Annotated in this window: 27 protein-coding genes; 9 read left to right on the forward strand and 18 right to left on the reverse strand. The window is 43.2% G+C overall.

The features are described 5' to 3' along the window. Positions 1 to 57: 57 nt before the first annotated feature. Positions 58 to 777: a hypothetical protein gene (locus F955_RS06380; RefSeq protein WP_017401422.1), complete on the forward strand. Its 720-nt coding sequence runs from the start codon at positions 58 to 60 to the stop codon at positions 775 to 777. Between the two features lie 7 nt (positions 778 to 784). Here the strand turns inward: F955_RS06380 and uraH are convergent, their stop codons facing one another. From uraH to F955_RS06395, 3 genes are all read right to left on the reverse strand, one after another. Beyond that, a complete protein-coding gene (uraH, locus tag F955_RS06385) occupies positions 785 to 1,180 on the reverse strand; it encodes a hydroxyisourate hydrolase (protein ID WP_004892601.1) in 396 nt (131 codons plus the stop codon). A 118-nt stretch (positions 1,181 to 1,298) separates the two neighbouring features. Then, a complete protein-coding gene (locus F955_RS06390; protein WP_004815429.1) occupies positions 1,299 to 2,090 on the reverse strand; it encodes a pseudouridine synthase in 792 nt (263 codons plus the stop codon). 233 nt (positions 2,091 to 2,323) lie between these two features. Next, positions 2,324 to 3,058 (reverse strand): 3'-5' exonuclease, encoded by a 735-nt coding sequence (locus F955_RS06395; RefSeq protein WP_004892604.1) that lies wholly within the window; start codon positions 3,056 to 3,058, stop codon positions 2,324 to 2,326. Between the two features lie 245 nt (positions 3,059 to 3,303). Between F955_RS06395 and F955_RS16975 the strand changes: the two genes are divergently transcribed. The 3 genes from F955_RS16975 to F955_RS06405 all read left to right on the forward strand — a co-directional run bounded on the left by F955_RS16975 (position 3,304) and on the right by F955_RS06405 (position 6,240). Beyond that, positions 3,304 to 3,438, forward strand: coding sequence for a hypothetical protein (locus tag F955_RS16975; RefSeq protein ID WP_004892608.1), 135 nt, complete (start codon positions 3,304 to 3,306; stop codon positions 3,436 to 3,438). 175 nt (positions 3,439 to 3,613) lie between these two features. Further along, complete coding sequence (locus tag F955_RS06400; protein WP_004892610.1) at positions 3,614 to 4,165, forward strand: M23 family metallopeptidase; 552 nt, start codon at positions 3,614 to 3,616, stop codon at positions 4,163 to 4,165. Positions 4,166 to 4,251: 86 nt separating this feature from the next. Next, positions 4,252 to 6,240 carry an acyltransferase family protein gene (locus tag F955_RS06405; RefSeq protein WP_004892611.1) on the forward strand — a complete coding sequence of 663 codons (1,989 nt, stop codon included), beginning with the start codon at positions 4,252 to 4,254 and terminating at the stop codon, positions 6,238 to 6,240. A 41-nt stretch (positions 6,241 to 6,281) separates the two neighbouring features. Here the strand turns inward: F955_RS06405 and F955_RS06410 are convergent, their stop codons facing one another. Then, a complete protein-coding gene (locus F955_RS06410; RefSeq protein ID WP_004892614.1) occupies positions 6,282 to 7,712 on the reverse strand; it encodes a pyridoxal phosphate-dependent aminotransferase in 1,431 nt (476 codons plus the stop codon). Positions 7,713 to 7,941: 229 nt separating this feature from the next. Here F955_RS06410 and msrB point away from each other — a divergent pair, with 229 nt between their 5' ends. The 3 genes from msrB to F955_RS06425 are packed head-to-tail and all read left to right on the forward strand — an operon-like array spanning position 7,942 to position 9,327. Then, complete coding sequence (gene msrB / locus F955_RS06415) at positions 7,942 to 8,361, forward strand: peptide-methionine (R)-S-oxide reductase MsrB (RefSeq protein WP_004892617.1); 420 nt, start codon at positions 7,942 to 7,944, stop codon at positions 8,359 to 8,361. Then, complete coding sequence (locus F955_RS06420) at positions 8,358 to 8,834, forward strand: glutathione peroxidase (protein ID WP_004892622.1); 477 nt, start codon at positions 8,358 to 8,360, stop codon at positions 8,832 to 8,834. Before msrB ends, F955_RS06420 begins: the two co-directional genes overlap by 4 nt. A 40-nt stretch (positions 8,835 to 8,874) precedes the next feature. Next, positions 8,875 to 9,327 carry an energy transducer TonB family protein gene (locus F955_RS06425; RefSeq protein WP_004892625.1) on the forward strand — a complete coding sequence of 151 codons (453 nt, stop codon included), beginning with the start codon at positions 8,875 to 8,877 and terminating at the stop codon, positions 9,325 to 9,327. Between the two features lie 31 nt (positions 9,328 to 9,358). On the opposite strand, the gene dapC is transcribed toward F955_RS06425, so the two are convergent. The 6 genes from dapC to F955_RS06450 all read right to left on the reverse strand — a co-directional run bounded on the left by dapC (position 9,359) and on the right by F955_RS06450 (position 16,063). Continuing rightward, positions 9,359 to 10,528 carry a succinyldiaminopimelate transaminase gene (gene dapC / locus F955_RS06430; protein ID WP_004892628.1) on the reverse strand — a complete coding sequence of 390 codons (1,170 nt, stop codon included), beginning with the start codon at positions 10,526 to 10,528 and terminating at the stop codon, positions 9,359 to 9,361. A 17-nt stretch (positions 10,529 to 10,545) separates the two neighbouring features. After that, positions 10,546 to 13,218, reverse strand: coding sequence for a [protein-PII] uridylyltransferase (gene glnD, locus F955_RS06435; protein ID WP_004892631.1), 2,673 nt, complete (start codon positions 13,216 to 13,218; stop codon positions 10,546 to 10,548). A 27-nt stretch (positions 13,219 to 13,245) separates the two neighbouring features. Next, positions 13,246 to 14,460 (reverse strand): formate-dependent phosphoribosylglycinamide formyltransferase, encoded by a 1,215-nt coding sequence (gene purT, locus F955_RS06440; protein WP_171058620.1) that lies wholly within the window; start codon positions 14,458 to 14,460, stop codon positions 13,246 to 13,248. 264 nt (positions 14,461 to 14,724) lie between these two features. Next, positions 14,725 to 14,889, reverse strand: a complete 165-nt coding sequence (locus F955_RS16580; RefSeq protein ID WP_017401425.1) for a hypothetical protein — start codon at positions 14,887 to 14,889, stop codon at positions 14,725 to 14,727. A 77-nt stretch (positions 14,890 to 14,966) separates the two neighbouring features. Further along, positions 14,967 to 15,314 (reverse strand): L-valine transporter subunit YgaH, encoded by a 348-nt coding sequence (gene ygaH, locus F955_RS06445; protein WP_004892637.1) that lies wholly within the window; start codon positions 15,312 to 15,314, stop codon positions 14,967 to 14,969. Then, positions 15,311 to 16,063, reverse strand: a complete 753-nt coding sequence (locus F955_RS06450; RefSeq protein WP_004892640.1) for an AzlC family ABC transporter permease — start codon at positions 16,061 to 16,063, stop codon at positions 15,311 to 15,313. Before F955_RS06450 ends, ygaH begins: the two co-directional genes overlap by 4 nt. Before the next feature lie 105 nt (positions 16,064 to 16,168). On the opposite strand from F955_RS06450, the gene F955_RS06455 reads away from it, so the two are divergent. Then, positions 16,169 to 16,654: a hypothetical protein gene (locus F955_RS06455; protein ID WP_004892643.1), complete on the forward strand. Its 486-nt coding sequence runs from the start codon at positions 16,169 to 16,171 to the stop codon at positions 16,652 to 16,654. A gap of 68 nt (positions 16,655 to 16,722) precedes the next feature. On the opposite strand, the gene F955_RS06460 is transcribed toward F955_RS06455, so the two are convergent. Then, positions 16,723 to 17,418, reverse strand: a complete 696-nt coding sequence (locus tag F955_RS06460; protein WP_004892645.1) for a Crp/Fnr family transcriptional regulator — start codon at positions 17,416 to 17,418, stop codon at positions 16,723 to 16,725. A gap of 102 nt (positions 17,419 to 17,520) precedes the next feature. On the opposite strand from F955_RS06460, the gene F955_RS06465 reads away from it, so the two are divergent. Further along, positions 17,521 to 18,066 carry an Mpo1 family 2-hydroxy fatty acid dioxygenase gene (locus tag F955_RS06465; protein WP_004892648.1) on the forward strand — a complete coding sequence of 182 codons (546 nt, stop codon included), beginning with the start codon at positions 17,521 to 17,523 and terminating at the stop codon, positions 18,064 to 18,066. Positions 18,067 to 18,123: 57 nt separating this feature from the next. Here F955_RS06465 and ychF read toward each other — a convergent pair whose 3' ends face one another. The 7 genes from ychF to F955_RS06500 all read right to left on the reverse strand — a co-directional run bounded on the left by ychF (position 18,124) and on the right by F955_RS06500 (position 25,760). Beyond that, complete coding sequence (gene ychF, locus F955_RS06470; RefSeq protein ID WP_004892650.1) at positions 18,124 to 19,215, reverse strand: redox-regulated ATPase YchF; 1,092 nt, start codon at positions 19,213 to 19,215, stop codon at positions 18,124 to 18,126. Positions 19,216 to 19,327: 112 nt separating this feature from the next. After that, the gene (locus F955_RS06475; RefSeq protein WP_004892652.1) at positions 19,328 to 19,987 is read right to left on the reverse strand and encodes a methionine ABC transporter permease; all 660 of its coding nucleotides are present in this window, start codon (positions 19,985 to 19,987) and stop codon (positions 19,328 to 19,330) included. Then, positions 19,968 to 21,038, reverse strand: a complete 1,071-nt coding sequence (locus F955_RS06480) for a methionine ABC transporter ATP-binding protein (RefSeq protein ID WP_017401426.1) — start codon at positions 21,036 to 21,038, stop codon at positions 19,968 to 19,970. The genes F955_RS06475 and F955_RS06480 overlap by 20 nt, the downstream gene beginning before the upstream one ends. 10 nt (positions 21,039 to 21,048) lie before the next feature. Next, on the reverse strand, positions 21,049 to 21,879 hold the full coding sequence (locus F955_RS06485; protein ID WP_004892658.1) for a MetQ/NlpA family ABC transporter substrate-binding protein: 831 nt from the start codon (positions 21,877 to 21,879) through the stop codon (positions 21,049 to 21,051). Positions 21,880 to 21,898: 19 nt separating this feature from the next. Next, positions 21,899 to 23,323, reverse strand: a complete 1,425-nt coding sequence (locus F955_RS06490; RefSeq protein WP_004892661.1) for an LLM class flavin-dependent oxidoreductase — start codon at positions 23,321 to 23,323, stop codon at positions 21,899 to 21,901. Next, complete coding sequence (locus tag F955_RS06495; protein ID WP_004892664.1) at positions 23,323 to 24,546, reverse strand: SfnB family sulfur acquisition oxidoreductase; 1,224 nt, start codon at positions 24,544 to 24,546, stop codon at positions 23,323 to 23,325. The genes F955_RS06490 and F955_RS06495 overlap by 1 nt, the downstream gene beginning before the upstream one ends. 11 nt (positions 24,547 to 24,557) lie before the next feature. Next, a complete protein-coding gene (locus F955_RS06500) occupies positions 24,558 to 25,760 on the reverse strand; it encodes an SfnB family sulfur acquisition oxidoreductase (protein WP_004892667.1) in 1,203 nt (400 codons plus the stop codon). Positions 25,761 to 26,122: the final 362 nt, after the last annotated feature.

Raw genomic sequence — 26,122 nt, forward strand, 5'->3', positions numbered from 1 at the left:
ATAGTTTAAATAAACCATGTAAAACCGGTGCTTAGGCATCGGTTTTTTTATGTGAATATGAATAAGAAGAGTTTAAATTGGGGAATGGGAATTACGGTTGTCTGGTTAGCCATAATTTTTATATTTTGGTTTTTCGGAGATTTGAAAAGTCCAATATCTTTAAATGAATTAGGTGATTTTCTGGCAGGAATTTTTGCACCTGTAGCTTTTCTTTGGTTAGTGTTGGGTTATGTTCAGCAAGGAAAGCAACTAGAGCAAAATACCAAAGCTTTAGAACAGCAGGAAAAAGCATTACAGCTTCAAATTGATGAAATGAAGGAAAGTGTTAAACAACAACAGCAATTAGTGAGTTTGCATCAATTTGAACATGAGCAAAGAATGAAATCGGTAGAGCCCCTATTCTTATTTTTTGATTCCCAAGTCAACTTGATAGGCTATGGTTATGAAAATGATGGGCACGAAGGACCTGATTATTTATTGTCATTCATTATCAAAAATATTGGATCTGAAGTTAAAACTGTTTATGTTACAAACAATCTGAAACAACTTATCAATAAGTTTGAGGTTCTGAGCAAGGATAACAGTCAGAAAATTGAGATAGAAGTAGATAATTTTGAATGGAATAAAAATACACTTGTAAGTGAATTTACTATTACATATTTAAATCTATATGGACAAGAGCTATCTCAAATTTTTAAAGTAGAAATACTGTTTGATGATCTTAAAGATTTTGATATAGATAATCCTGATGAAATTAAAATTAATAAAATTAATTAGTAAACATTCAATTCCCCCGATACGTTGAATATCCATAAGAACTTAACAACAGTGGAATATGGTAATGCTCCAAAGAGCCATCAATCACAAACACAACCGGAATTTCTGGGAAAAAGGTGCGTTGATTATTGGTCTTAAACCAGTCACCCGTTTTAAAAGTCACTTTATAAATTCCTTTCTGCAGATTGGTATCTTTGGGATATAGTTCTTTAATCCGGCCATTACTATCGGTTTTGGCTTCATTCAGCTTGACCCATTTCTCACCTTGCTGGGCTTCTAAAGTTACCGTGATATTGGCAGAAGGCAAGCCTGTTTCCTGATTTAGCACATGCACACTGAGTGGATTGGCAAAGCCAAAAGTTGAAAGGGAAGTCGCAGCTAAAGCAAAAATGATTTTTTTCATGAGACCTATTGCAAAATGAATACTTATAATTATTCTAATAGACTGAAAAATAAAAAATATTAAAGTTATGTAATAAAAAAAGCCCACATTCGTGAGCTTTCATTGATTCATTTAAATATTATCCACGACCGCGTCCGCGACCACGTGGTGCTTTGGTATTTGGACGTGTCGTACCATTGGTCTTACGACGTGGTTTTTCACCTTCTTCCAGTTGCCAAACACGTGGTGTACCGGTTTTCTTCTTGGTACCGTCTTTATTCACTTTTTTATTGAGTGGTTTGCCGCCCGTACCACCTGGTTTTTTCACATAAGAACGTGAACGGTATGGCTCTTCTGCGGGTACATCTTTAAAGTCAGGGTAAAGCAAAGGTTCAATTTCTTTGGTTTCACCCGGTTGCAGACCCAATTGAACCAGATCAATAGAACCGATTTTGGTACGGATCAAACGTAAAGTAGGGAAACCTACGGCAGCAGTCATACGACGTACCTGACGGTTACGGCCTTCACAAATTGAGATTTCTACCCATGAAGTTGGCACAGAAGCACGGTAACGAACCGGAGGATCGCGATCCCATAACCATTCAGGTTGCTGAACCTTGATTGCTTTTGCAGGTAAGGTCATACCATCTTTCAGCTCTACACCTTTACGTAACTGCTCAAGTGCTTCTTCAGTCACGTCGCCTTCAACCTGAACCAGGTAAGTCTTGAATTTTTTATTGGCAGGATTGGTAATGAACTGGTTTAAACCACCATGATCGGTCAGGAATACCAGGCCTTCCGAGTCCATATCGAGACGACCTGCCAGACGCAGTGTAGGATCATCTACGAAATCAGACATCGTCATGTGTGCTTCGTCTTTACGAAACTGGGAGAGGACGTCATAAGGTTTATTTAGAATGACGATTTTCATAGGAAAAGACTTCTATAATTACAAAAATTTGAAAATGAGCAGATTTCTTCGCGTGGGGATAGTCGTGATCTCCCATTGAAATCTAAAAAGCGGTGGATTTATATATGGGTATTATGAGGGAAGACGGCCTTAAAGTGTTGCTTATCTCGAAATATTTTTGAAACCGCTGGCAGTGGAACCTGTGAATAGTATCTTGTAAAAAGGGTAAAGTGCAGCTATAAGTGTTAATAAAATCAAACTTGGATCTGTTTTAAAATTAAACGGAACAGCTCAGCCTGAAAAATCGCATCCTGTAATGCATTATGATTGCCTCTGCTTTGTGGCTTTAAAATTTCAATAATATTCTTTGCCCGTGTTTCTGACCAACGTCCGCCAAATGCACCCATATAAAGAGATTTAATATCGAGTGAGGAAACACCAAAAGGATTGTGTCCGATAAATTTATGGAAATAATAATTCATAAAAGACCAGTCAAAACCGGCATTTAATCCGACAAAAATTGGTGTTTCAGATTTGGAAAGATGTTGCTCAATCCACGCAGTGCAATTCTGCATCGCAGTGGCGGGATCTATCCCATTTTTTGTTAAATCTTCTAAATTGAAACCGCTAACGGCCAAGGCTTTCGGGTCAGCTTTATGGGAGACCGGCTTTAATTCACAATAAAACTGGATCTCAGGTTGATCGACGAGACACATGCCTATAGATAGCAAATCACATTCCCCAGGAATCGGGCCGGAAGCTTCAATGTCGACGGAAATAAATACTTCTTTTTTAGCCATTTTTGTTTGATCACTCTCATCTATCTGTAAAAATTTTAATCTTGCTTGCCAGGTTTTCTGAACATACAGACTAAAATCACTATTGTGGCAGAGAAGGGACTCTTCCAATATCTTAGATAAACAACACAGGGTTAAAATGACCGAGTTGAAGTCATCATAATCTATGATCTTTACAGTCGGAACTGACACTAAAATTCTGGCTTCATAATTATAAACCTCAATATATAAATTATACGCTGAGTAATCTCATGTTTCAGCGTGCAAACATCTGTAAGACTTGTAATAACAAAAAACCATGTCCCCTTAAAACAGAATAACTTAGCTAAAATGTAATTACATTGAAGCAATTAGATACGACTCTGGGATTGGTTATTTATTTATAGTGGTTAGAGTAGAAAAACAATCTTTTTGATCGAGATGAGTAGGAGTCAAAAATGGCTAGATCTCAGGCAAAACATAAGCAGGTTCAGCAAAAGGACAAAAAGGATTCCATGCAGGATGAGGATCAACAGCAGCAACAGCAACAACCTCAAAAATCTAAACCATCACGGGCGAAAAAACGTAAATAGTCCATGATTTCGAATCGGTGATAATCAATGATAAAACCCTCTATAAGAGGGTTTTATTGTTTAGAAGAGAAAAAATAATTTTCAAAGGAATCATCAATAAAAATTACAAGAACAGCACGTGTAATCAGATTGAATTGAATAAGATTATTTTAAGAAGAATGAATGAGAAATTACAGTGCCGAATTTAAGCGCTTCCTTGTTACTGATTACTGTATTAATACTTCTGAGTGGCTGTCAGCCACCACCGTCTGGTGAGTCAGCGGGCTGGAAAAGTCCTTATCTGTATTGGCAATTAAGAAAAGAAACTTTATCACAACCTTTAACCATTCCAGTCGAAGGTATAACCCAAAGACAGCTCAATGATACTTGGGGTGCTTCACGAAGTGCAGGCCGTAAGCATGAAGGAATTGATATCTTTGCTAAACGAGGTACACCTGTGCTGAGTGCAACCCAGGGTATCATCAGAAATATTGGAACAAATAATCTCGGTGGTAAAGTGATCTGGGTAACAGGACCGGAGCTGAGCCAGCATTATTATGCACATCTGGAGGAGTATGCTGAGCATATTCAGGAAGGTGACTGGGTGGAAGCTGGTGAAGTCATTGCCTATGTGGGCAACACCGGTAATGCTAAATCAACACCACCACATCTGCATTATGGAATTTATTTTAGCGGGCAGGGCGCGACTAATCCTTATCCTTATTTGAAAGCTGAGGAATTGGAATAAATGTCATAATGTAAAATAAATGTAAAAGAATTTATTCTGAAATTGGAAAGGCATAAAATAGCTTATCTCCCGCTTTTCCTGTTTTTATGAGTATTGCCTACAGACCAGATATCGATGGCCTACGTGCTATTGCGGTATCTCTGGTTATTTTCAATCATTTAGGCTGGTCACTATTTTCTGGTGGCTATATTGGCGTAGATATCTTTTTTGTGATTTCAGGCTATCTGATCACTATTATTCTCACACGCGATATTCAGGCCCAACAATTTTCAATTGCGCGATTCTATAAAAAGCGTGTAGTTCGTTTGGCACCAGCGTATTTTACCGTACTCGCTGTGGTTAGCCTGATTGCCTGGCAGGTGATGCTGCCGGGTGAACTGACTGAATACTTTAAGAGTGTCATGTATGCCACTGTGCTCATTGCGAATCTCTATATGCGCAATGAAGTGGGGGATTACTTTAGCCCGAGCGTGGAAAATGTACCGCTATTGCACTTATGGTCATTGGGGGTGGAAGAACAGTTCTATATTTTCTGGCCTTTAATATTATGGCTATTTCTTGCCAGAGCATCGCGTAAATATCTCTGGTTGATGATCAGTACATTGATTATTGTTCTACTGGCTTATGCTCAATACCAACTCACGCAAAATCCAGCCAAGGCCTATTACAGCATGCCGGTCCGGGCTTTTGAGTTACTGATTGGCGCATTGATTACCTGTTTGCCACGACCAAAACTCCCTAAAAAATTATTACAAATTCTGGTGTGGCTTGGGGTTCTTGTTTTATTTGCAGCAGCGATTTATTTTGATCAACAGACACCATTTCCCGGTCTTATGGCGCTGATTCCGTGTCTGGCAACAGCAGTAATTATTTATCTGGGCCAATCTGTATCCGCAACCAATCTGTTACTCAGTAATCAGCTGAGCACCTGGATCGGAAAAATTTCATATCCGCTGTATTTATGGCACTGGCCGATTATCATGCTATTTGGCATTTATATGCTGCCACTCAATACAGAAAATCAGATCATCATTCTCCTGCTGTCAGTGCTTTTGGCATTTCTTACCTATCAGCTGGCAGAAAAACCCCTAAAACGCTTTGTAATGGCTGCCAATTGCAAGGTGATTCTTCTCGGATTTGTAATTCCTGCGATCATCTTTATTGTGATTGCCCAGATCATTAAAACTAATGAAGGTTTTCCTGATCGTTTTCCACCCTCCGTATATGTCAAGCAGGAAGCATTGCAGGCTTATGCGCATGTGATTCGTAGCCAGTGTATGGATACGAATCCGAAAACCTTACCTGATCCCAAAGATTGCATATTAGGACACACGAAGGATGATATTGATTTCTTATTGATCGGTGATTCACATGCCAATGCCTATACTGCAATGCTGGATGAATGGGCCAAAGATGCCAATTTACGTGGTTATGATATTGCCCAGAGTTCAACTTTTTATTTGCCTGGTATACAGCGTTCTGAGTTAAAGCTCGGACGTTGGGAAGAACTCATTAAGTTTCAGCAACGTAATAATGCTCTTACCGAACATCTGTCTAAAACTCATTATCCAATGATTATTTTAGCCGGTTCTTATGCGCCATATTTTGGAGATGAGGTGAAACTTAAAGATGGGATTCATCAGCGTAATAATGAAATCTTTAAAGCCGGCTTGATGAAAGCGCTAGAAATTGCCCACAAAGCGAGTGATCAAGTGGTAATACTGAACGATGTACCACGATTGGATTGGGATGGGATATCTTCAGACTGTAATATCCGTAATGAAATTCTAAATCGACATGCACAATGTACGGTTTCCAGAAGGAGTTACGAAACCCATTTAAAACCATTTAACCAAATATTGACTGAAGCCAAACTGAAATACCCTGATTTGAAAATCATTGATCCGACCAAATTGATCTGTGATCAGCAAGTATGTAAGATCATCGTGAATGATGTGCCTTTATATCGCTTAAAAGATGATAACCATATTAATGATCAGGGTTCACGCCAATTAGGGATTGAATATCTGAAACAATTTGGTAATCCACTAAAAGACTTAAAAGCAAATGAGTAGAAAAAACCGCGTTATTAAACGCGGTTTTTTTATCGGTGCTATTAACGAATTTTTGCCAGGAAACGGCCCAAACGGTTAATGGCTTCACGCAATTCATTTTCTGCTGGCAGAAATACCACACGGAAATGATCCGGAGTTGGCCAGTTAAAGCCTGTACCTTGAACCAGCAATACTTTCTCGGCACGCAGCAGATCCAGCATCAGTTTTTCATCATCTTCAATCGGGTAAATTTCCGGATCCAGACGCGGGAAGCAGTACATTGCACCTTCTGGTTTCACACAAGTGACACCAGGAACTTCATTGAGCATTTCCCATGCAATATTGCGCTGCTCATACAGGCGACCACCTGGGCGGATCAGATCATTAATTGACTGGTAACCCCCGAGAGCAGTCTGAATTGCATATTGTGCCTGATGGTTGGCACAAAGGCGCATCGAGGCCAGCATATCCAAGCCTTCGATGTAATCTGCTGCACGAGACTTATCACCCGTAATAGCCATCCAGCCAGAACGGTAACCTGCAATACGGTAAGCTTTAGACAGGCCATTGAAAGAGATACATAGCTGATCACCGGCAAGTGATGCAACGGCAACATGCTCAATACCGTCATAAACGATCTTGTCGTAGATTTCGTCAGCAAACAAAATCAGGTCATGTTTTTTCGCCAGATCCACGATTTGTTGTAATACATGACGTGGATAAACTGAACCTGTCGGGTTATTCGGGTTAATGATCACGATACCGCGGGTATTTGGCGTGATCTTGCTTTCCATATCCACGATATCTGGATACCAGTAATTTTCTTCATCACATTTATAGTGAATCGCAGTACCACCAGACAAGTTTACTGCTGCAGTCCAAAGCGGATAATCTGGCATTGGAATCAGCATTTCATCGCCGTCATCCAGCAAGCCTTGCATTGCCATTACAATCAGTTCTGACACGCCATTACCGACATACACGTCATTCACATGCATATTCAGAATACCTTTTTGCTGGTAGTACTGGCAGATGGCCTTACGTGCCGGGAAAATACCTTTAGAGTCGGTATAACCAATCGCATTTGGCAGATTCAGTGCCACATCATTGATGATTTCTTGTGGAGCCTCAAAGCCAAATGGGGCAGGGTTACCAATATTCAGTTTGATAATCTTATGTCCTGCTTCCTCCATCTCGTTGGCCGCTCGTAACACAGGTCCGCGAATGTCGTAGCATACATGCTCGAGCTTAGACGATTTTTTGATTTCGCGAGGTTTTTGGAAAGTGTTCGGCATTTTGATGTTCTCTGAAAGAGTGGAGGTCACTTTTGCATAACGATATAAATAACTTTTAAATGTCTCAGTTGTGACTAGATCGAGATCATGCTCATCTCGGAGTAATGCAACAATTTTTTCATGCGTAAATCCAAGCTGTTGATATTGTTTGATCACCGGCAGTAGATTTTTAAAAATTACGCTTTTTTTTTGCGACATTTTTTAATCCTGAGCAAATTTAGGACTAAGTCTACTACTAAAATTGCTCACAAAAAAGCACTTAATACATAAATTGCTTACTTTTATCTTCTAAATTTGCTTACTTTTTGCTTTTTTGGGAATTATATGTCTTTTGTAAAATGTTAAACAAACACTAGAATTTTTAAAATGAATCACGTAAATATAGAATTATCCTATTTAAAATAGCAAGATAGAAAGGACGGTCATCATGGGAAAACTCAGTAAATCAGACAGAGAATGGCAAAGAGAGTTATCACCTGAAGAATTCCGTATTACACGTCAAAAGGGAACTGAGCCAGCATTTACCGGTAAATACTGGAACACGAAACAAGATGGTACGTATGTATGCCGTTGCTGTGGTGAACCTTTATTTACTTCAGAAACCAAATTTGACAGTGGCTGTGGTTGGCCAAGCTTCTACAAGGCGATTAACGGTTCTGCGATTGAAGAGCATTTAGATACATCTCATGGTATGGTCAGAACAGAAATTGTTTGCCACCATTGTGATGCACACTTAGGGCATGTGTTCACTGACGGACCGCAACCAACAGGCTTGCGTTACTGTGTGAACTCCGCTTCATTAGAATTAAAAACACAAGAAAAAACCGATGAGGAAACTTATCCATGACCAACATATATCAGTTTGAAGCTGAATTGTTAGATGGAAAAAATAAACAATTTGCAGACTACGAGGGAAAGGTACTGCTGATCGTAAACACTGCGAGTAAGTGCGGTTTTACGCCACAGTTTGCCGGCTTAGAAAAGCTTTATGAGAAATACAAAGATCGTGGTCTGGAAGTTTTAGGCTTTCCCTGTAACCAGTTTGGCGGGCAGGATCCGGGTAGTAATGAGCAAATTGGCGAATATTGCCAGAAGAACTATGGGGTAACCTTCCCAATGTTCTCCAAGATTGATGTGAAAGGTCCTGAGGCACATGCTATTTTTCGTTACTTGACTAATAATTCTAAAGGAATTCTGGGTAATGGTATCAAGTGGAACTTTACCAAGTTCCTGATTGGACGTGATGGCAAGGTGCTGAACCGTTTTGCGCCAACCACCAAGCCGGAAGACCTGGAAGCTGAGATCGAAAAAGCGCTGTAAGGCGCTTATTGGCCGCCTTTACTCTCTTCAAGTCATTGCCATGCCATTCAGAATCCTCGTTCAGAGCCTGCTATTTAGCGCATGTATCGGGCTGTTTTTAGCTCCTGCTTATGCACAGGATGAAAAAACCCGGCAATTACTAAAAAGGCTGAAGCAGCCTGTTCCAGCGTATCAGCCGCCTACTGTCAAAAATGCTGTTCCGCCACATTTGCTGGCGAAGCAGGGCTATGAAGTCAGCTGGCTAAAAGCACCGTATCTGAGATTTAATGATGCAGAACTGCAACGTGCCAAGACAGTAATCGTGCAAATGACGGTCATCGCCAATACAGGGCGGATTACCGACGTTGAGATCATTCAGAGTTCTGGCTTGAGAGTTGTCGATGCTAAAGTTAAAGAAGCGGTACTGGCTGCCAAGCTGGAGCCGATTAAGGGTGTAGACCACAATCTGGTTTATATTCTGGAATATAAGATTGAAATAAAAAATCCACTATAAATATAGTGGATTTTTTATTAAAAATTTTAGGTTAAAGAATGGCTTTTAACCGCTCAATGACCTGCTCACATTGTGCCAGATCAGCAACCAGCGCTAGACGTACATGGTTTTCACCTGGATTGCCTTGCTCAGTATCACGAGACAGGTAGCGGCCAGGAAGTACTTTGATATGTGCCTGTTCCATTAAGCGTTTGGCAAATTCTTCGTCATTGTCTACTTTCAACCAGTAGTAGAAACCCGCATCCGGTTTTTTCAGTGGCAGTACATGACCGAGTTCTTTCTGGAATAGATCAAACTTGGCACGGTACTGTACGCGGTTTTCTTCAACATGTGCTTCATCATCCCAGGCAGCAATTGAAGCCAGCTGATGTTGAACCGGCATCGCTGCACCGTGGTAAGTACGATATTGCAGATAAGGTTTAAGCAAATCCGCATCACCCGCAACAAAGCCTGAACGCATGCCTGGAAGATTCGAGCGTTTAGAGAGCGAATGGAATACTACGCAGTTTTTGTAGTCATCACGACCGATTTCTGCACAGACTTCCAGTAAGCCAACCGGTGCTTCATCAAACCATAGCTCTGAGTAGCATTCATCTGAAGCAATCACAAAATCATATTGATCAGAAAGTGCAATTAGCTTTTTAAACTGTTCTTTAGACAGGACTGCGCCTGTCGGGTTACCCGGTGTGCAGACAAATAGGAGGGCGGTTTTTTCCCAGACTTCAGCAGGGACTGCATCAAAATCACCAAGATAATTATTTTCCTCAGTGCAGTTGATAAAGTAGGGTTTTGCACCTGCAAGTAGCGTTGCACCTTCATAAATCTGATAAAAAGGATTTGGCATCACCACATAAGGTGCATCTTCACGATTAATCAGTGCCTGTACAAAAGAGAAGATTGCTTCACGGGTACCCGATACTGGCAAGATATTGCTGTCTGCGCTGATGTTGTTCAGTTTAAAACGGCGAGTCAGCCAGTTGGCGATACTGGTACGCAGTTCAGGTAAACCTTTCGAGTTTGGATAAGTCGAAAGATGCTGAAAATTATCAATAATCGCCTGTTTCACGAACTCAGGAGCTGGATGCTTTGGTTCACCAATCGATAGGGGAATGAGTGGCATATTCGCAGGCTTAATATCCGCAAAAAGTTTATTCAACTTTTCAAATGGATAAGGATGCAATAAAGACAAGCTAGAGTTCATGAATAAGTTACCGCGTTTTAATGTGAGTGTTGACTGTTGACCTGATTAGAGGCTTCATCCAGCGCTGCTTTTAAAGCACAGGCAAATTCAGAAGATTCTTCAGGGTTCAACGGCATGCCATCTTTTTTGGTGACAAAGAAAATGTCTTCGGCACGTTCGCCAAGTGTGGCAATTTTAGCAGAATGGATATCCAGACCACGCATCATAAATAATCCACCTACTTTGGCAAGTAGACCCGGTTGGTCGAGCGTGGCAATTTCTACCATATTCTGGTTCAAAACAGGATTTAGGCTGATATCTACCGTATTTTCAATATCAAAATGACGGAGCTGGCGTGGAATACGGCGCTGCATCAGGCCTGGGTATTTATCGGAGTGACTTAAAGCATCTTTAAGTGCATCAATCACTTTCAGCTCGCGTTCCGGATCGGTGAGGAGTGTACCGAAACGGTCAAGCACGACATAAGTGTCCAGACTGAACGCCTTGGTTGCTGTGATAATCCGCGCATCCTGTACATCCAGGTCCATGCGGTCCAGAACGGCCACTGTGGTGGCAAACAGGTTTGGTTTATCTTGCGTATAAATAAAGATCTGCACTGCATCTTGCGCATATTTACGATGCGGACGCATCAGCACCAGCGGTTCAGAATTATCACCATGCTGTAAAATGGCACGGGTATGCCAGGCGATTTCATCTGGCGATTCTTTCAAGAAGTAGTCATCACCGAGTTCCTGCCAGATGGTTTCCACATCATATAAAGAGAAGTCCTGTACCAGTAATTCGCTGGCAGCAAACTTGGTGTCTTCAATCAGCATCTGATAATCCACCGGACGACCCAGACCAGAACGGATCACATCGCGCGCATGCGTATATAGCTGACGCATTAAAGATGCACGCCAGGTATTCCACAGTTTGGGATTGGTGGCATTAATGTCGGCAACGGTCAGGGTATACAGATAGTCCAAGTGCTCCATATCACCCATTTGTTCTGCGAATTCACGGACCACATCCGGATCAGAAATATCTTTTTTCTGTGAAGTCACTGACATGATGAGGTGATTCTGAATCAGCCATGCAACCAGATTGCATTCACGCTCGGTAAAGCCATGCGTGCGGCAAAATGCAATCGCATCAGTGGCACCGAGTTCGCTATGGTCACCACCACGACCTTTGGCAATGTCATGGAACAGGGCAGCCAGATAGACGATGTCACGACGGGCCAGACGCTGGAACACTGAACTGACTACTGGGAATTCTTTGGCGAATTCCGGTTCTTTAAAGCGGTTCAGGTTGCGTAATAGCAGTAGGGTATGCGCATCTACGGTATAGATATGGAACAGGTCATACTGCATCAGCCCCATAATCTGGCCAAAGGCCGGAATATAATTCCCTAATACGCCGTAGCGTTTCATTGCTACCAAGGTTTCATATAAACGATGTGGTGAACGGATAATCGCCATGAACAGCGCTTGATGAATGGGATTATTGCGATAATCCTGATCAATCCGTTTTGCTGCGAGCGTTAATAGACGCAAAGTACGGGCACGGATGCCTTCAATCTCCGGACGGTTTGCCAGAAGATAAAAAATTTCCAGAATCGCGCTTGGATTTTCCGAGAAAGTTTTATGGTGCTGTACCGCAAGTTTGCCATCAACCAGTTTAAAGTTCTGGTTAATTTCTTCGATGTTACGCTCATAGTTTGGCAGACGCGGGGTAATTACCGATTCATTAAAATAAGCCAACAGCATTTCGTTCAGCGTCGATACCTGCTGGGCATTGCGGTAATAGCGCTTCATAAATTGTTCAATCGGATAGTTCTGCGGCTGGCCTTCTTCGCGTACATAGCCGAACTTCGCGGCGATATCACGCTGATAGTCGAATAACAGGCGGTTTTCATCGCGTTTGGTGATGCGATGCAGATGATGACGGATTTCCCAGAGGAAGCTTTCGGCTTCTTCTAAAACGGCCAGTTCAAATTCTGAAATAAAACCAAGATGTACCAGATCATAAATACGGTTTACGCGAAAATGGCGTTTGGCAATCCAGCCGATCTGGTTAATATCACGAATACCGCCGGGGGCATTTTTAATGTCTGGTTCGAGATTACTTTCGGTATTGTTATGTTGAGCATAGCGTTTATGCTGTTCTTCCATTTTCGCATCAAAAAAGGTCTTGTCGGTCCAGGATTGAGACACGATACGACGTGGCCATTTGGCCAGGCTTTCATTACCGGTAATCAGACGGGACTCAATCAGGGTCGTGGCTACAGTCAGGTCACTGCTGGCCTGATTGACACATTCACTAATGGTGCGGACGCTAATACCTGGCTTGAAATTGCCGACATCCCATAAGGATGAAATAAAGGTCGAAATCAGCTGTTCCTGTTCAGACGTAATTTCATCTTCTGACAGGATCATGATATCGACATCAGAATAGGGCAACATTTCGCGGCGGCCGTAGCCACCGACAGCAAATAGCCCCAGATCAGTCTGATCGAGTTCAGCATGCTTCCACAGGAACTGTAGCGCTTCATCAATCAGATTTGATCGGGTCAGAATAATGTCACGGATTGACTCACCATTTTCAAAACATTCCTGCAGCTGGTGCTCGACATCACTGCGCCATTCGTTAATGGCTTTAATGTCATGGTTACTTTTGGTGTAATTCAGCAATGGCAGGGTATTGATCATGAACAGTCGTCCGTTTCGTTTTTCAGCTTAGTTTTGGTTGACACTGACTTGTTGAGCCACCTGTTGCGCAAGTTCACGTGCCTGATCTGTTGTTTCAGCACGTGCAGTTGCTACACCCATACGACGTCGTTTGAAGCCTTCAGGCTTGCCAAACAGGCGCAAGTCTGTATTGCCATCTGCTAAAGCAAGATCCAGACCAGAATAAGAAAGATTCTGATCATCTACACCGGCGTAAATCACAGCACTGGCTGCAACGCTATGACGAGTGGTATTTACCGGAAGGCCCAGGATTGCACGCGCATGCAACTCAAATTCACTTTGGAACTGGGAAGCTAAAGTGACTAAGCCGGTGTCGTGTGGACGTGGTGACACTTCACTAAACCATACTTTGTCGCCTTTGACAAAGAGTTCTACCCCAAAAATACCGCAACCACCGAGCGCAACGGTTACTTTATTGGCAATTCGCTTGGCTTCTTCCAATGCAGCAGGTGTCATTGGCTGAGGTTGCCAGCTTTCAACATAGTCCCCAGAGTCCTGACGGTGACCAATCGGGTCGCAATAAGAGGTTTCGATTTCACCTGTTTTTGGATTTTTGGCACGAACAGTGAGCAGGGTGATTTCAAAATCAAAATCAATCTGTGACTCAACAATGACGGTACCTTGATTTACACGACCACCCGTTTGCGCATATTCCCAGGCAGCATCAACTTCATCGAAGCTTTTTACGCGAGATTGCCCTTTTCCTGAAGAGGACATCACAGGCTTCACAAAGTTTGGATAACCGATATCATCACAAGCGGCACGGAAAGATTCTAAAGTATCGGCAAAACGGTAAGCAGATGTTGGCAGGCCCAGTTCTTCAGCGGCCAGACGACGGATGCCTTCACGGTTCATGGTCAGATTCACTGCTTTCGCGGATGGAATTACCGTTGCGATATTCTGCTCTTCAATTTCAACCAGCACCTGGGTGGCAATCGCTTCAATTTCCGGAACAATCAGATTTGGTTTCACCTGATCAATCAGCTGTCTGAGCTCTGCTGGATCAGCCATATTCAGGGTATGCGACTGATGGGCAACTTGCATGGCAGGTGCATGGTCATAGCGGTCAGCAGCGTGAACCTCGACACCTAACCGTTGCAGGGAAATCACCACTTCCTTGCCCAGTTCGCCTGAACCCAGTAATAAGACCTTGAAGGCAGAAGCCTGTAGTGGGGTACCAATCGTCACGCTCATGTAAATCATCCATGCTTGATTTTATGGGCTTTTAGCATAGCAGAACTCTCTGCGGAGATAAGCCAAGTTTCATACAAAATTGTGATATTGACCAACAATTTTATTTATAAAGTTCGCAAAATTTAGATTAAGAAATCAGAAGGATACTTTCATTGGATCGATTTGAGGATCTAAATAATAAATATGATTTTGCGGATTGAGTTTTTTCATTTTCAGAAGCTGGCCCGGACTTAAATCCAGCTAAGGTAGGAGTTTCATGGTTTGATTGCGTTGCTAATAAAGATAGGGAGCAGCAAAGGGGAAAACAAAGCCAATAGAAAAGACTGAGTAAAGCATTCGAAATCCGGCAGGGAAACAGTTTTGGGAATATTGTAATGCTTCAGCCCAGCGCTGATGAATAAAGATCTTTCCTTCAATAATCTGTTTTGGCTCAAACATGTCAATTTTCTTATTATCATTAAAAGAGGCTTATACTGGAACGTAGCATAAGCCTCTTATATTCATTGATTTAATCTTTAAAAATGAATCGGCAGGTAAGTATAAATCAGGCCATAGGTGAGGGCTGCCGTCAGGGTGGCCATCACAATGCGTTTAAACTTGAAATACAGCACTGTTAATACAATAAAACCGACCAGCATCGCCAAACTTTTATCGGGAGTTTCCAGCAAAGGCGGTAGTGTCGCCACGACCAACATTGAGCTAATTGCAGAAATTCCAATTGCACCTAAGGCAATTTTCAACCATAGCGCACCACGCTTTTGTGAACCTTGCTGCGATTTCTGAATCACAAAAAAAGGTCCGAAACGGGAAGCGAAATTGGCAATCCCGACCAGAATACCAACCAGAATAATTTCTAAATTCATAGTTCTTCTCCCATATGCTCAGGATCGGGACGTTTGAGTACATAGTGCTTGAACAGGCCTGCCAGAATACCGGAACTGATGCCGATAAAGATTGCAGCAGACAGGTCGATCATGTAGCAGGCTATGGCTGATACGAAAATCGTCACAGCGACAACAAAAGTATGTTTCTTTTCAAAGGCTGCCAGCAGGAAGCTTAGGAATAGCGCAGGTAACAGGAAGTCTAAGGCGGCCTGTAAAAATTGCGGTAAATTGCTGACCTGATCTGCAAATAAGCCACCGAGAAAAGAACCTGTTGCCCAAGACAACCAGCTGAATAAACTCAGCCCCAACATCCAGGATTCAGACCATTCCTGACGCCGTTGCGACAGTTTGATCATGCCAGAGGCAAATACCTCATCGGTGAGTCCCCAAGCCCAGACTGCGGTTTTTTTCAAATTGAGCCGATCCTGGATCAAATTCTGTAGCGCAGGGCCATAAAGTAGATGACGGATATCCAGAGCAATTACGGTTAGTGCAGTCATCCAGATGGAAGTGCCACTCCCTAAGAGTGCAACAACCAGGAATTGACTGGCACCTGCATACATGGAGCAGGACAGGAATAATGCTTCCCATGCGGTAAAGCCAAACTGGGTCGCAGAAACCCCAAAGGCAAAAGAAACGGGCAAATAGGTAAAAATAATCGCCTGGCTGTCTTTGGCACCTTGCCAAAAACTGGCAGGTTTTACAGCGTGTTGATTCAGTTCGGACACAGCACACCTTGGAGGGAGAGTTGAACAAGGGGTCAAATGGTAATTGAGTATTGTACGTGAATTTAATAGCATAGTGCCGAATTGTTTAAGATGGCGAGCCTGATAATGTTCATGTTCAAGACACGTTATATTCTGAGTGTTGCTTTAGTCAGCACAGCATTGTTGTTACAGGCATGCGGAAATGAGGGTTCAGGCAATCAAGCACCGGAAATTAAGCCAGCCCCGAAACTGAGCAATGATGCGACCACTTATGCCCATGAAGCTTGGACATTTATGAATGAAGTAGATCCGCTGGTCTACAACAAGCAGATTGATCAGATTGAAAAACGCGTTCGTCAGCCTGCGCGCAAGTTGAGCACGGATTGGCGCATTAATGTGAAAATGACTGATTCCGTGACTGAAGGAAAATATGCATTATGTCGTAAGGCTTTAACCAGTCTGGAAATCTGGGCACGTACCACACTTGAAGATGGGAATAGTCTGGCACAGAAGCAAGCCGATTATGAACGTGACAAAAAACAGTGTGAAAGTGCAATTGCTCATCCACAACTGGGCAATACTGATCCGAAACAGGTGGGTGTCGCAAGCTGATCGATATTTTATTCGTATCAAAAAGGCTGAGTCATATGCCCAGCCTTTTTGATTTTCTTGGTTCGGAATCAGTGGAGCGGGACGCCAGTCAATTGATGTAGTCGTTGCACATCCAGAATTTCAATCTGTTTAAAGGCAATTTTCAGGATATTCATTTTTTCCAGCTGTTGCAGTTCCTGATTAATAGTCTGGCGGGAACACATCAGCATTTGTGACAATTGTTCCTGCGACAATTGAATGGTACGGTTTTTAATGACCAGGTGATTGCCATAGCCTTGTAAAATAAACAGTAAACGCTGCGCTAGGCGTTGTTGCATGGTTTGGGTCTGAATAGAAAATAATTCCAGAAACACATAACGTAATTTCTGGCTCATGAGCTGGGAGATGTGAAACCAGAATGCAGGGTGTTCAGCCACCAGCTTATAAATAAATTGCGCGGGAATATGCAAGAGCAGGGATTTCTTGCAGGCGATGGCGTGATGAGAACGCGGCTGCTCATCCACTAATGAGATTTCACCAAACCAGACAATGGGTTCTACAATTGCAGAAACTGCCTCTTTACCCTCAATATTGATAGACCCTAAACCAATTGCACCTTCTAACACAGCATAAATTCCATCAAACACATCACCTGAATAAAATACGGTCTGGTCTTTATCGACGGATAAGGTAACTGCATGTTTCAGCAGGACGTTCTGGAAATGAGAAGGTAATTTTGAGAACCAGGAATTTTTTTCTAATTCAACAAGATGTTTTTCTTCCACTCGCTTTATTGCTCCAAGTTTTATGAGTTGTCGTCCAGCTGACAACTTATCTTTTATTGTTGCGCTATAGTCAAATTCTATGGCCAGTCAAGGAAGAATAATATGACCAGAGTAGAACGACTATTAAGCCAGTATGCAGCTTATCATTTAGACCGTAAGAATGTCATGACACATTTTATTGGGGTCCCATTAATTGTTTTTTCTATTATTTGTCTTACTACACGTGTATCACTGATGATGTCCGGCTTTGAGGTGACTCTCGCCTTGGGACTTCTCATTGTTTCAATTCTTTATTATTTAACTATTGATGTATTTTTTGCATTGATCATGGCCTTCATTTTTATGTTTGTTTATCCTTATGCCTATAATGTGGCACAGTGGGATACTGGAACCTGGCTGAGTACCAGCGTTGGAATTTTTGCCATTGGATGGGCATTCCAGTTTGTAGGTCATTTCTACGAAAAGAAAAAACCGGCATTTATGGATGATCTGATTGGCCTGGCGATCGGACCTTTATTTGTTCTTGCGGAATTAATTTTCCTGTTCGGCTTTCGCAAGGAACTAGAAGCAAAAATGTTACTTGAAGCACGTAAGCAACGCTTGCTAATGGAACAAGACACCCCATATGCGGAAATAGCAGCTGATTAATCCTTTTTAAAATACATAAAAAATGCCCCGAATTATCGGGGCATTTTTATCTTCAACTTATACGTTGAAGCGGAAGTGCAGAACATCGCCGTCCTGAACGATATAAGTTTTACCTTCCAGACGCCATTTACCTGCTTCTTTGGCGCCAGCTTCGCCGTTGTACTGTACAAAGTCATCGTAAGCAATACATTCAGCACGGATAAAGCCTTTTTCGAAGTCAGTGTGGATTACACCCGCAGCTTGAGGAGCAGTCGCACCCACTTTTACTGTCCAGGCACGAACTTCCTGTACGCCAGCAGTAAAGTAAGTTTGTAGACCAAGCAATGAATAACCTGCACGAATCACCACGTTCAGACCTGGTTCTTCCATGCCCATAGCTTCCAGGAATTCAGCACGGTCTTCATCTTCAAGTAATGAAATTTCTGCTTCGATCTGGTTACAAAGTGGAACCACGATTGCATTTTCAGCAGCAGCCAGTTCACGTACAGTATCTAAATGCGGGTTATTTTCAAAACCGTCTTCAGCCACGTTGGCGATATACATGGTTGGTTTAAGTGTTAACAGACCAAAACCACGTACCAGTTTACGTTCGTCATCATCTAAGGTTGCAGCACGAGCAGGTTTGCCTTCATCTAAAAGAGGCAGAATCTTATCTAGAACTGCTTTAGTCGCGATCGCTTCTTTATCGCCACCTTTTGCAGATTTCGCTAAACGAGTCACAGCTTTAGTCACAGTTTCCAGGTCAGCCAATGCAAGCTCGGTATTAATGGTTGCGATGTCATCAAGCGGATCGATTTTACCGTTCACATGAATCACGTTTTCATCTTCGAAACAACGCACCACGTGAGCAATCGCATCTGTTTCACGGATGTTTGCCAGGAACTGGTTACCCAGACCTTCACCTTTAGATGCACCAGCGACAAGGCCCGCGATGTCCACGAATTCCATAGTTGTCGGGATCACGCGTTGTGGTTTTACGATTTCAGCAAGTTTGTCCAGGCGTGGATCTGGTACAGGCACGATACCGGTGTTTGGTTCAATGGTACAGAATGGGAAGTTTTCCGCAGCAATTGCAGCTTTGGTTAATGCATTGAAAAGCGTAGATTTACCAACGTTAGGCAGGCCTACAATACCACAATTAAAACCCATGAAATAACTCACAAAGCGTTATATAAAAATTGCTAGTGATTTTACATGAAAGCCATGACAAAGTCAGGTCATGGCTGAGGGCTTTGTTGAAAACTTATGAAAAGAGAGGTTTTTAAATTTTGCGTTTGTCGAGCTGATTGGACAGGGTGTCACCAGTGGCCTGAACCAGCATCACCAGAATAACCAGTACTACAATCACGGCCAGCATGATCTGCATATCAAAACGCTGATAACCATAACGATATGCAATATCACCTAAACCACCGGCACCAATCGCACCAGCAATGGCTGATGAGTTGATCATGGTCACCAAGGTCACGGTAAAGCCAGCCACAATTCCTGGTAAAGCTTCAGGCAATAACACATGCCAGATGATCTGCTTACGGTTACAGCCAATGGCTTGTGCAGCTTCGATCAGTCCCTGATCCACTTCACGTAAACTGACTTCAGCAATCCGCGCAAAGAAAGGGGTAGCTGCCAAGGTTAAAGGCACAACTGCGGCCCAGACCCCATAACTGGTGCCGACAATCCAGCGGGTAATTGGAATCAGCGCGACCATCAGAATCAGGAAAGGCACAGAACGGGTGATATTTACAATCCAGCCTAAAGCTTGATTAATTGGTTTGGATGGATAAATGCCATGCTCCGAGGTACTGACCAAAACCACTGCCATTGGTAACCCAATCAGAAAAGCAACGATGGCAGAAACGCCTACCATGATTAAGGTATCGGTAGTTCCCGTTAGTAATAAATCAATGAGTTGGTCGTGCATAGCCAATCACCTCAATTTGTGCAATATATTGTTTGAGTTTTTGCTGGAGCAAGTTGGTATCCAGATTCAAGTCAGCCACCGCGACAATCAGGCTGCCGACCAGATGATTCTGGATACTGTCGATATGGCTCTGATAGAGGTAAACCGGATGATCAAACTGCTCAAAAATCACCTTTAAATCTGGTGAATACTGAACACTGGAGGTATAGCGCAGTTTGACAATACTATGCGTGGTCTCCGCGGTTACTTCAGGACTAATGGCAAATGGGAGTTCCAGTTGTTCCAGATTCAGCAGTTCCTGAGTAATCTGCTGCTGAGGATTGGAAAATACTGACCAGACTTCACCCGCTTCGACAATTTCACCTTTATCGATCACTACCACCTGATCGCAGATTTCACGGATCACCTGCATTTCATGCGTAATCAGCACAATGGTAATACCAAGTTTCTGGTTGATTTCTTTCAGTAAAGACAGCACCACTGAGGTACTTTCTGGATCTAGTGCAGAAGTGGCTTCATCACAGAGTAAAATTTCCGGATGATGTACCAACGCGCGGGCAATGCCGACACGCTGTTTTTGTCCACCAGAGAGCTGCGAAGGATAATTCTGCGCTTTTTTGCTTAAGCCCACCAGTTGCAGTACTTCATTGACACGTGCATTGATATCTGACTTTTTATAGTTTGAAACTTTGAGCGGCAGAGCGACATTTTCCCAGACGGTTTTGGCAGACATCAAATTAAAATGCTGGAAGATCATGCCAATGCGCTGGCGCAGTTGAATGAGTTCAGCGTGTGAGAGTCCAGCTAGATCCTGTTGATGGATATGGATATGACCTTCACTGATCTGTTCCAGACCATTCAAGGTACGTAGCAGCGAGGATTTTCCCGCGCCACTTTTACCGATAATTCCGAAAATTTTGCTTTCAGGAATATCCAGGTTAATGTTTTTCAATGCATGAACTGATTTGCCTTGAACTTTATAATATTTATTCAGGTTGCGGATTTTGATATGTGGGACGGAAAACGCCACCTGAGAACCAAAACTCACCATAGTATTTTCCTTATTTCCAGCCTGGGAACCAGAGCTTCGCACCAAAGTCAGCATCAAGAGCTTCCTTTACGCGAGGTGAATTCTGATAGATGTCGACAAATCTCTTCAGCTTGTCATTCTTGTCCTGATAGTCCTCACGCACTGCAAACAGAATTGCATAACGGTTGTCCTTATTAGAATCAAATAACAGTGCTCTTTCAGGATCAGCTGTTTTTGCCAGACGTAGATAGTGTGGATAGCCGAATGCCAGATCAACGTCATCAATGGCAAGTGCAGTTTGTGGACCTTCAACTTCAACAAACTGCAGGTTTTTTGGATTGGCTGCAATATCTTTCAGGCTAGATAAGTGGTTATTTGAATCTTTGAGTGTTACCAGTTTGGCCTGTTGCAATAACAGTAGGGCACGACCCTGGTTGACTGGATCGTTTGGCACCACAACTTTCGCGCCATCATTTAGTTCATCAAAGCTTTTAATTTTCTTGGAATAAAGGCCAACATGAGTGGCTGCACCTTTAGCAAAGGCTTTGATCTTAAAGTCGGTTTCTTTCTTGGCATTATCCAAAAACGGCTGATGCTGGAAGAAATTGGCATCAATATCGCCATGATTCAGGGTGATATTTGGCGTATTCCAGTCCGAGAACTCGACCAGTTTGACATTGACACCTTGCTGTTTGGCTTCTTCTGCTGCGACCTGTAAAGGTTTGGCAAAAGACGGACTGATACCAATGACCAGTTCATCCGAACCAGATTTTTTTTGTTGGTTCCATACCACCAGTCCGATAATCACGGCGGCAATAATTACCCCAATAATGCTGAATTTTGTTTTAGCAGTTTGTGCCATGTTGCACCTCAAAATAAATTTATGCTGATTGTTTTTGCTTTAGGTCGGTATTCGCGGTTGAGGCGGAGTTTTGACATCGAAATTGCTGCACTGGATGAACGCTGGATAAGCGATCTCCTTGCTGGAATAGCTTGTGTCTGAAACTGCCTTGTTTATATTCAGTCTTATAGCGTCCGCGCTGCTGTAATTCAGGAATAACAAAACGGATAAAATCCAGATGCGATTCTGGAGCCACCGTACGGGTCAGGTTGAAGCCATCTATCCCGGTTTCATCGACCAGCTGAATCAGTTTTTCTGCCACCGTTGCACCACTGCCCACGATCAGTGGATAACGCCCACCCAGTACATGCTGTGCTTTCAGATCAGTTGGTGTAAGCTGTTGTTCTTTAAACTTGTTATTGACTGAAGCAATGCTGTTGGTTGGCTGGTAAGGAATTGGCTCATCATCGGCAAATGTGGACAGGTCAATTCCGACTGAACTGGAGAAATGTGCAAGACCAGCTTCAGGGCTGGCATAAAAACGATATTCTTCCAGCTTTTGCTGCGCCAGTTCATCCGTTTCTGCGGTTACCACAGTGATACCAACAAAAATCTTGATCGCTTCAGGATCACGTCCTTGTTCAGTGGCCTGACGACGGATCTGATCTACCTGTTTCTTGATTTTGTCCGGATGATCACCACCAATAAATATGCCTTCCGCATGCTGGGTGGCAAAGGCCATACCACGTGGTGAAGCACCAGCCTGGAACAGTACCGGAGTACGTTGAACAGAAGGAGAAACCTGAAATACGCCCTGACTGCGGTAGAACTGACCTTGATGATTAACCTGATGCACTTTGGCTGGATCGGTAAAGATCCGCTGCTGTTTGTCTTTCAGCACAGCATCATCTTCCCAAGAGCCTTCCCAGAACTTGTAGCACAGCTGCAAAAATTCTTCGGCCTGTTCATAGCGTAGATCATGGTCTTTCAGACCATTTTCACCAATCAGGCGCTGGGCACTGTCCAGATAACCTGTCACGATATTCCAGCCGATACGACCATTAGTCAGGTGATCCAGACTGGCAAAACGGCGGGCGAACTGATATGGCGACTCATAGCTGAGATTCACCGTGACCCCAAAACCGAGATTTTTAGTGACAGCTGCCATGGCAGATACCAGTGTGCTTGGATCATGGCTGGGTAACTGAATTGATTCTTTTAAAGTCAGATCAATGCCATTTTGATAGACGTCATAGACCCCGGTGATGTCGGCAATGAACAGGCCATCAAACAGGCCTTTTTCCAGAGTTTTCGCCAGATCAGTCCAGTAGCTCAGCTCATTAAAACGATGTGATTCATCCCGCGGATGAGCCCATAAGCCATGATTGATATGACCCACGCAGTTCATATCAAAAGCGTTCAGCAGGATTTTTTTTGTTTTTGGATTAGTCGTTGTAATTGTCATTACAATGTCCCCCGGCGTGGAGGCAGAACACCATTCAGCAAATAATTAGCAATGAAATAATATTTCCAGCGTGAAGCATCATGCAGGGTATGCACGCGAGCATTGCGCCAGAAGCGGTCCAGACCATCTTCACGCTGGCTACCACGGCTGCCAGCCAGTTCAATAAGTTTGGAAGATGCTTTTAATGCAGTTTCGGTACTGTGCGCACGCGCTTTAGCCACATCTAGAGAGGCTTTGGCAACACTGGTTTCAGTCGGATTGGCTTTGGCAGCATCGACAGCGTACGCAGCCTGTTTGAGTAAAACTTCAGAAGCACGTACATCAGCAACTACGCGGCCGAGTTCAAATTTGGTCAGTGGATCATCTCTGGCTTGGTCCACACCAGAATCAATCCACGGACGTGCCTGACGCACGCGGTTTAAGGTTTCTTCAAAGGCAGCACGGGCAATACCAGTTTCAATAGAAGCATGCAGCAATTGTGCGAAAGGACCAGAAATGGTGGGACGAGGGTAGGCAGTATCAAAACGTACGACATCTTCTTCAAGCACTGGAACATTGTCAAATTTTACTGTACCACTGCCAGTCGTGCGCTGACCAAAACCGCTCCAGTCATCAATCAGCGTCAGACCGGCGCTGTCACGTGGGACGAAAGCCAGAAATTGCTGCTCATTTTCATCTACGACCAGTGTCGGAATGCGGTGTGCGAATAGGCTACCGGTACAATAGAACTTCTCTCCATTAATTACATATCCTTGCTCGGTCTTGCGGATTGCAGTCTGGCGTTGTGCGGCAGTCTTGGTTTTGAACTCAGCCAGGGCATTACCGAAACGGGCGCCTTTTAGCACTTCGGCATAGAGTTTATGTTTTTGTTGCTCAGTACCGTTATTGCGCAGAATTTCCAGACCATAAAAATGATTTTGTGGAATCTGGCCAATTGAGCCATCTACACCGCTCATCAGGGCAATGACTTGTGCTACGGTATAGCTAGACACTTCTGCGCCGCCATATTCTTTAGGCACGGTAATTGCCCAGAGTCCAGACTGACTATAAGCTTCGATTTTCTCGAACGGCAGAATACGTTCAGCATCACGCTGTACCGCACCCGCCTTGAATTGATCTGCCAGATTATAGGCAATTTCTAAGGCTTCCTTATCAGACTGGATGATATAAGCTTGCGCCTGCTGCTCGGATTGAAATGGAATAATGTGTTGAAATGAAGTCATGGCAAATCTCCTTAAATCCAGGCGTGGCGGGCAGGGAGTTTATGATTCAGGTAATAATCCCCGAGTGCATGCAGCTTCCAGCGGATTGGGTCATGCAGGGTATGTACCCGGGCATTGCGCCAATGCTGATCCAGATTGTGCTGACTCAGGCTGGAGCGGCTACCACCCAATTCCAGTAATTTTTCCGAGATATGCAAAGCTGCATCATTGGCATAGACCTTGGCTTCAGCCACCAGAATTGAGGCTTTGGCTGCCTGCTCATCGGTCACTGCTTCCAGTTGATCCAGTTCATCCAGATATTCAGCAGCTTCATCCAGCAGTAAAATCGCGGCATCTAAAAACACAGATGACTTACCCACTTCCTGCAGGGTGTAATGCTCAAAGCTGGCTTTTTCGACTTGTGCATCCACAACCGGACGAGCCTTATGTATGGCTGTCAGTGTATCGGCAAAAGCCGCTTCAGCAATCCCGACATCAATTGCCACCTGCATCAGTTGAGAATAGGCACCACGGTAACTTGGTTGATTCCCTAACAGACGCTCATCAAAAATCAGTAGTGGATCGACTTCGACATGTTGCAGTTTAACGGTACCGCTAGAGGTGGTGCGTTGACCAAAACCATTCCAGTTATCAATCACTTCAACACTGTCAGCAGTCCGGTCGACAATAGTGAGCACCACATGCCCTTCAGGATGAATCGCTTTAATTGCCAGCCAGTGCGCGAAGCTGCTACCAGTTGAATAGAATTTTTCGCCATCGACAAAATAGCGACCATTTTCGATTGTAAGCGTGGTCGCCAGAGTTTTAGTATCTTTGGTATGACGTTCCGGACCGCCATTGGCCAGACGTTTACCCTTTAAAATTTCACTATAAAGAAACTTTTTTTGTTGTTCTGTACCCATGATCTGGATCATGTTGAGTAATGCGATCTGGTTCTGAGGGATTTGCCCGACACTCGAGTCAGCTTTATTCACAATACGGAATACATGCGCCAGGGCTTTATTGGAAACGAAGGCACCGCCGTACTGTTTTGGAATACGTATACCGCCCAGACCGCTTTGGCTGAACAGGTCAATTTCAGCAAGAGGAAGTACACGTTGCTGATCACGCTGATTTCGGCCTTCCAGAGCAAAGTCTGCAACATGGTAGGCAGCATTAATCGCGTCATGATCATTTTCAATAATATGAACTTTTTCAAAAGTTAAACGAGACATAATGACATCCTAAATCGATATCAAAACGTTACAGGCTAAGCTTTATGAGATTAAGTAATTGCTTTCGCAAAGCTTATGAAAAAACCTATTTAGGACAAAAATTGCTAGGTTTTTATCAATTTTGAATATAGTAAATAGTTAAAAAACAACAGGATTTAATTTGTTTTTCAATCTATAAGTATGGATTTTAAAAAGACATATCTGCTTTAAAGATAAACAAGACAAAAAATTGTATAAAAATAAACATTAGATATCTTTCATAAGTCAAAAAATGATCGTTATATTTATATTTAAATGGATATTGAAAGTTCCTTCTCCCTCTGGGAGAAGGTTAGGATGAGGGGAGTTTTTAGAAAGAACCT

The organism is Acinetobacter schindleri CIP 107287 (genome assembly GCF_000368625.1).
GTDB lineage: Bacteria > Pseudomonadota > Gammaproteobacteria > Pseudomonadales > Moraxellaceae > Acinetobacter > Acinetobacter schindleri.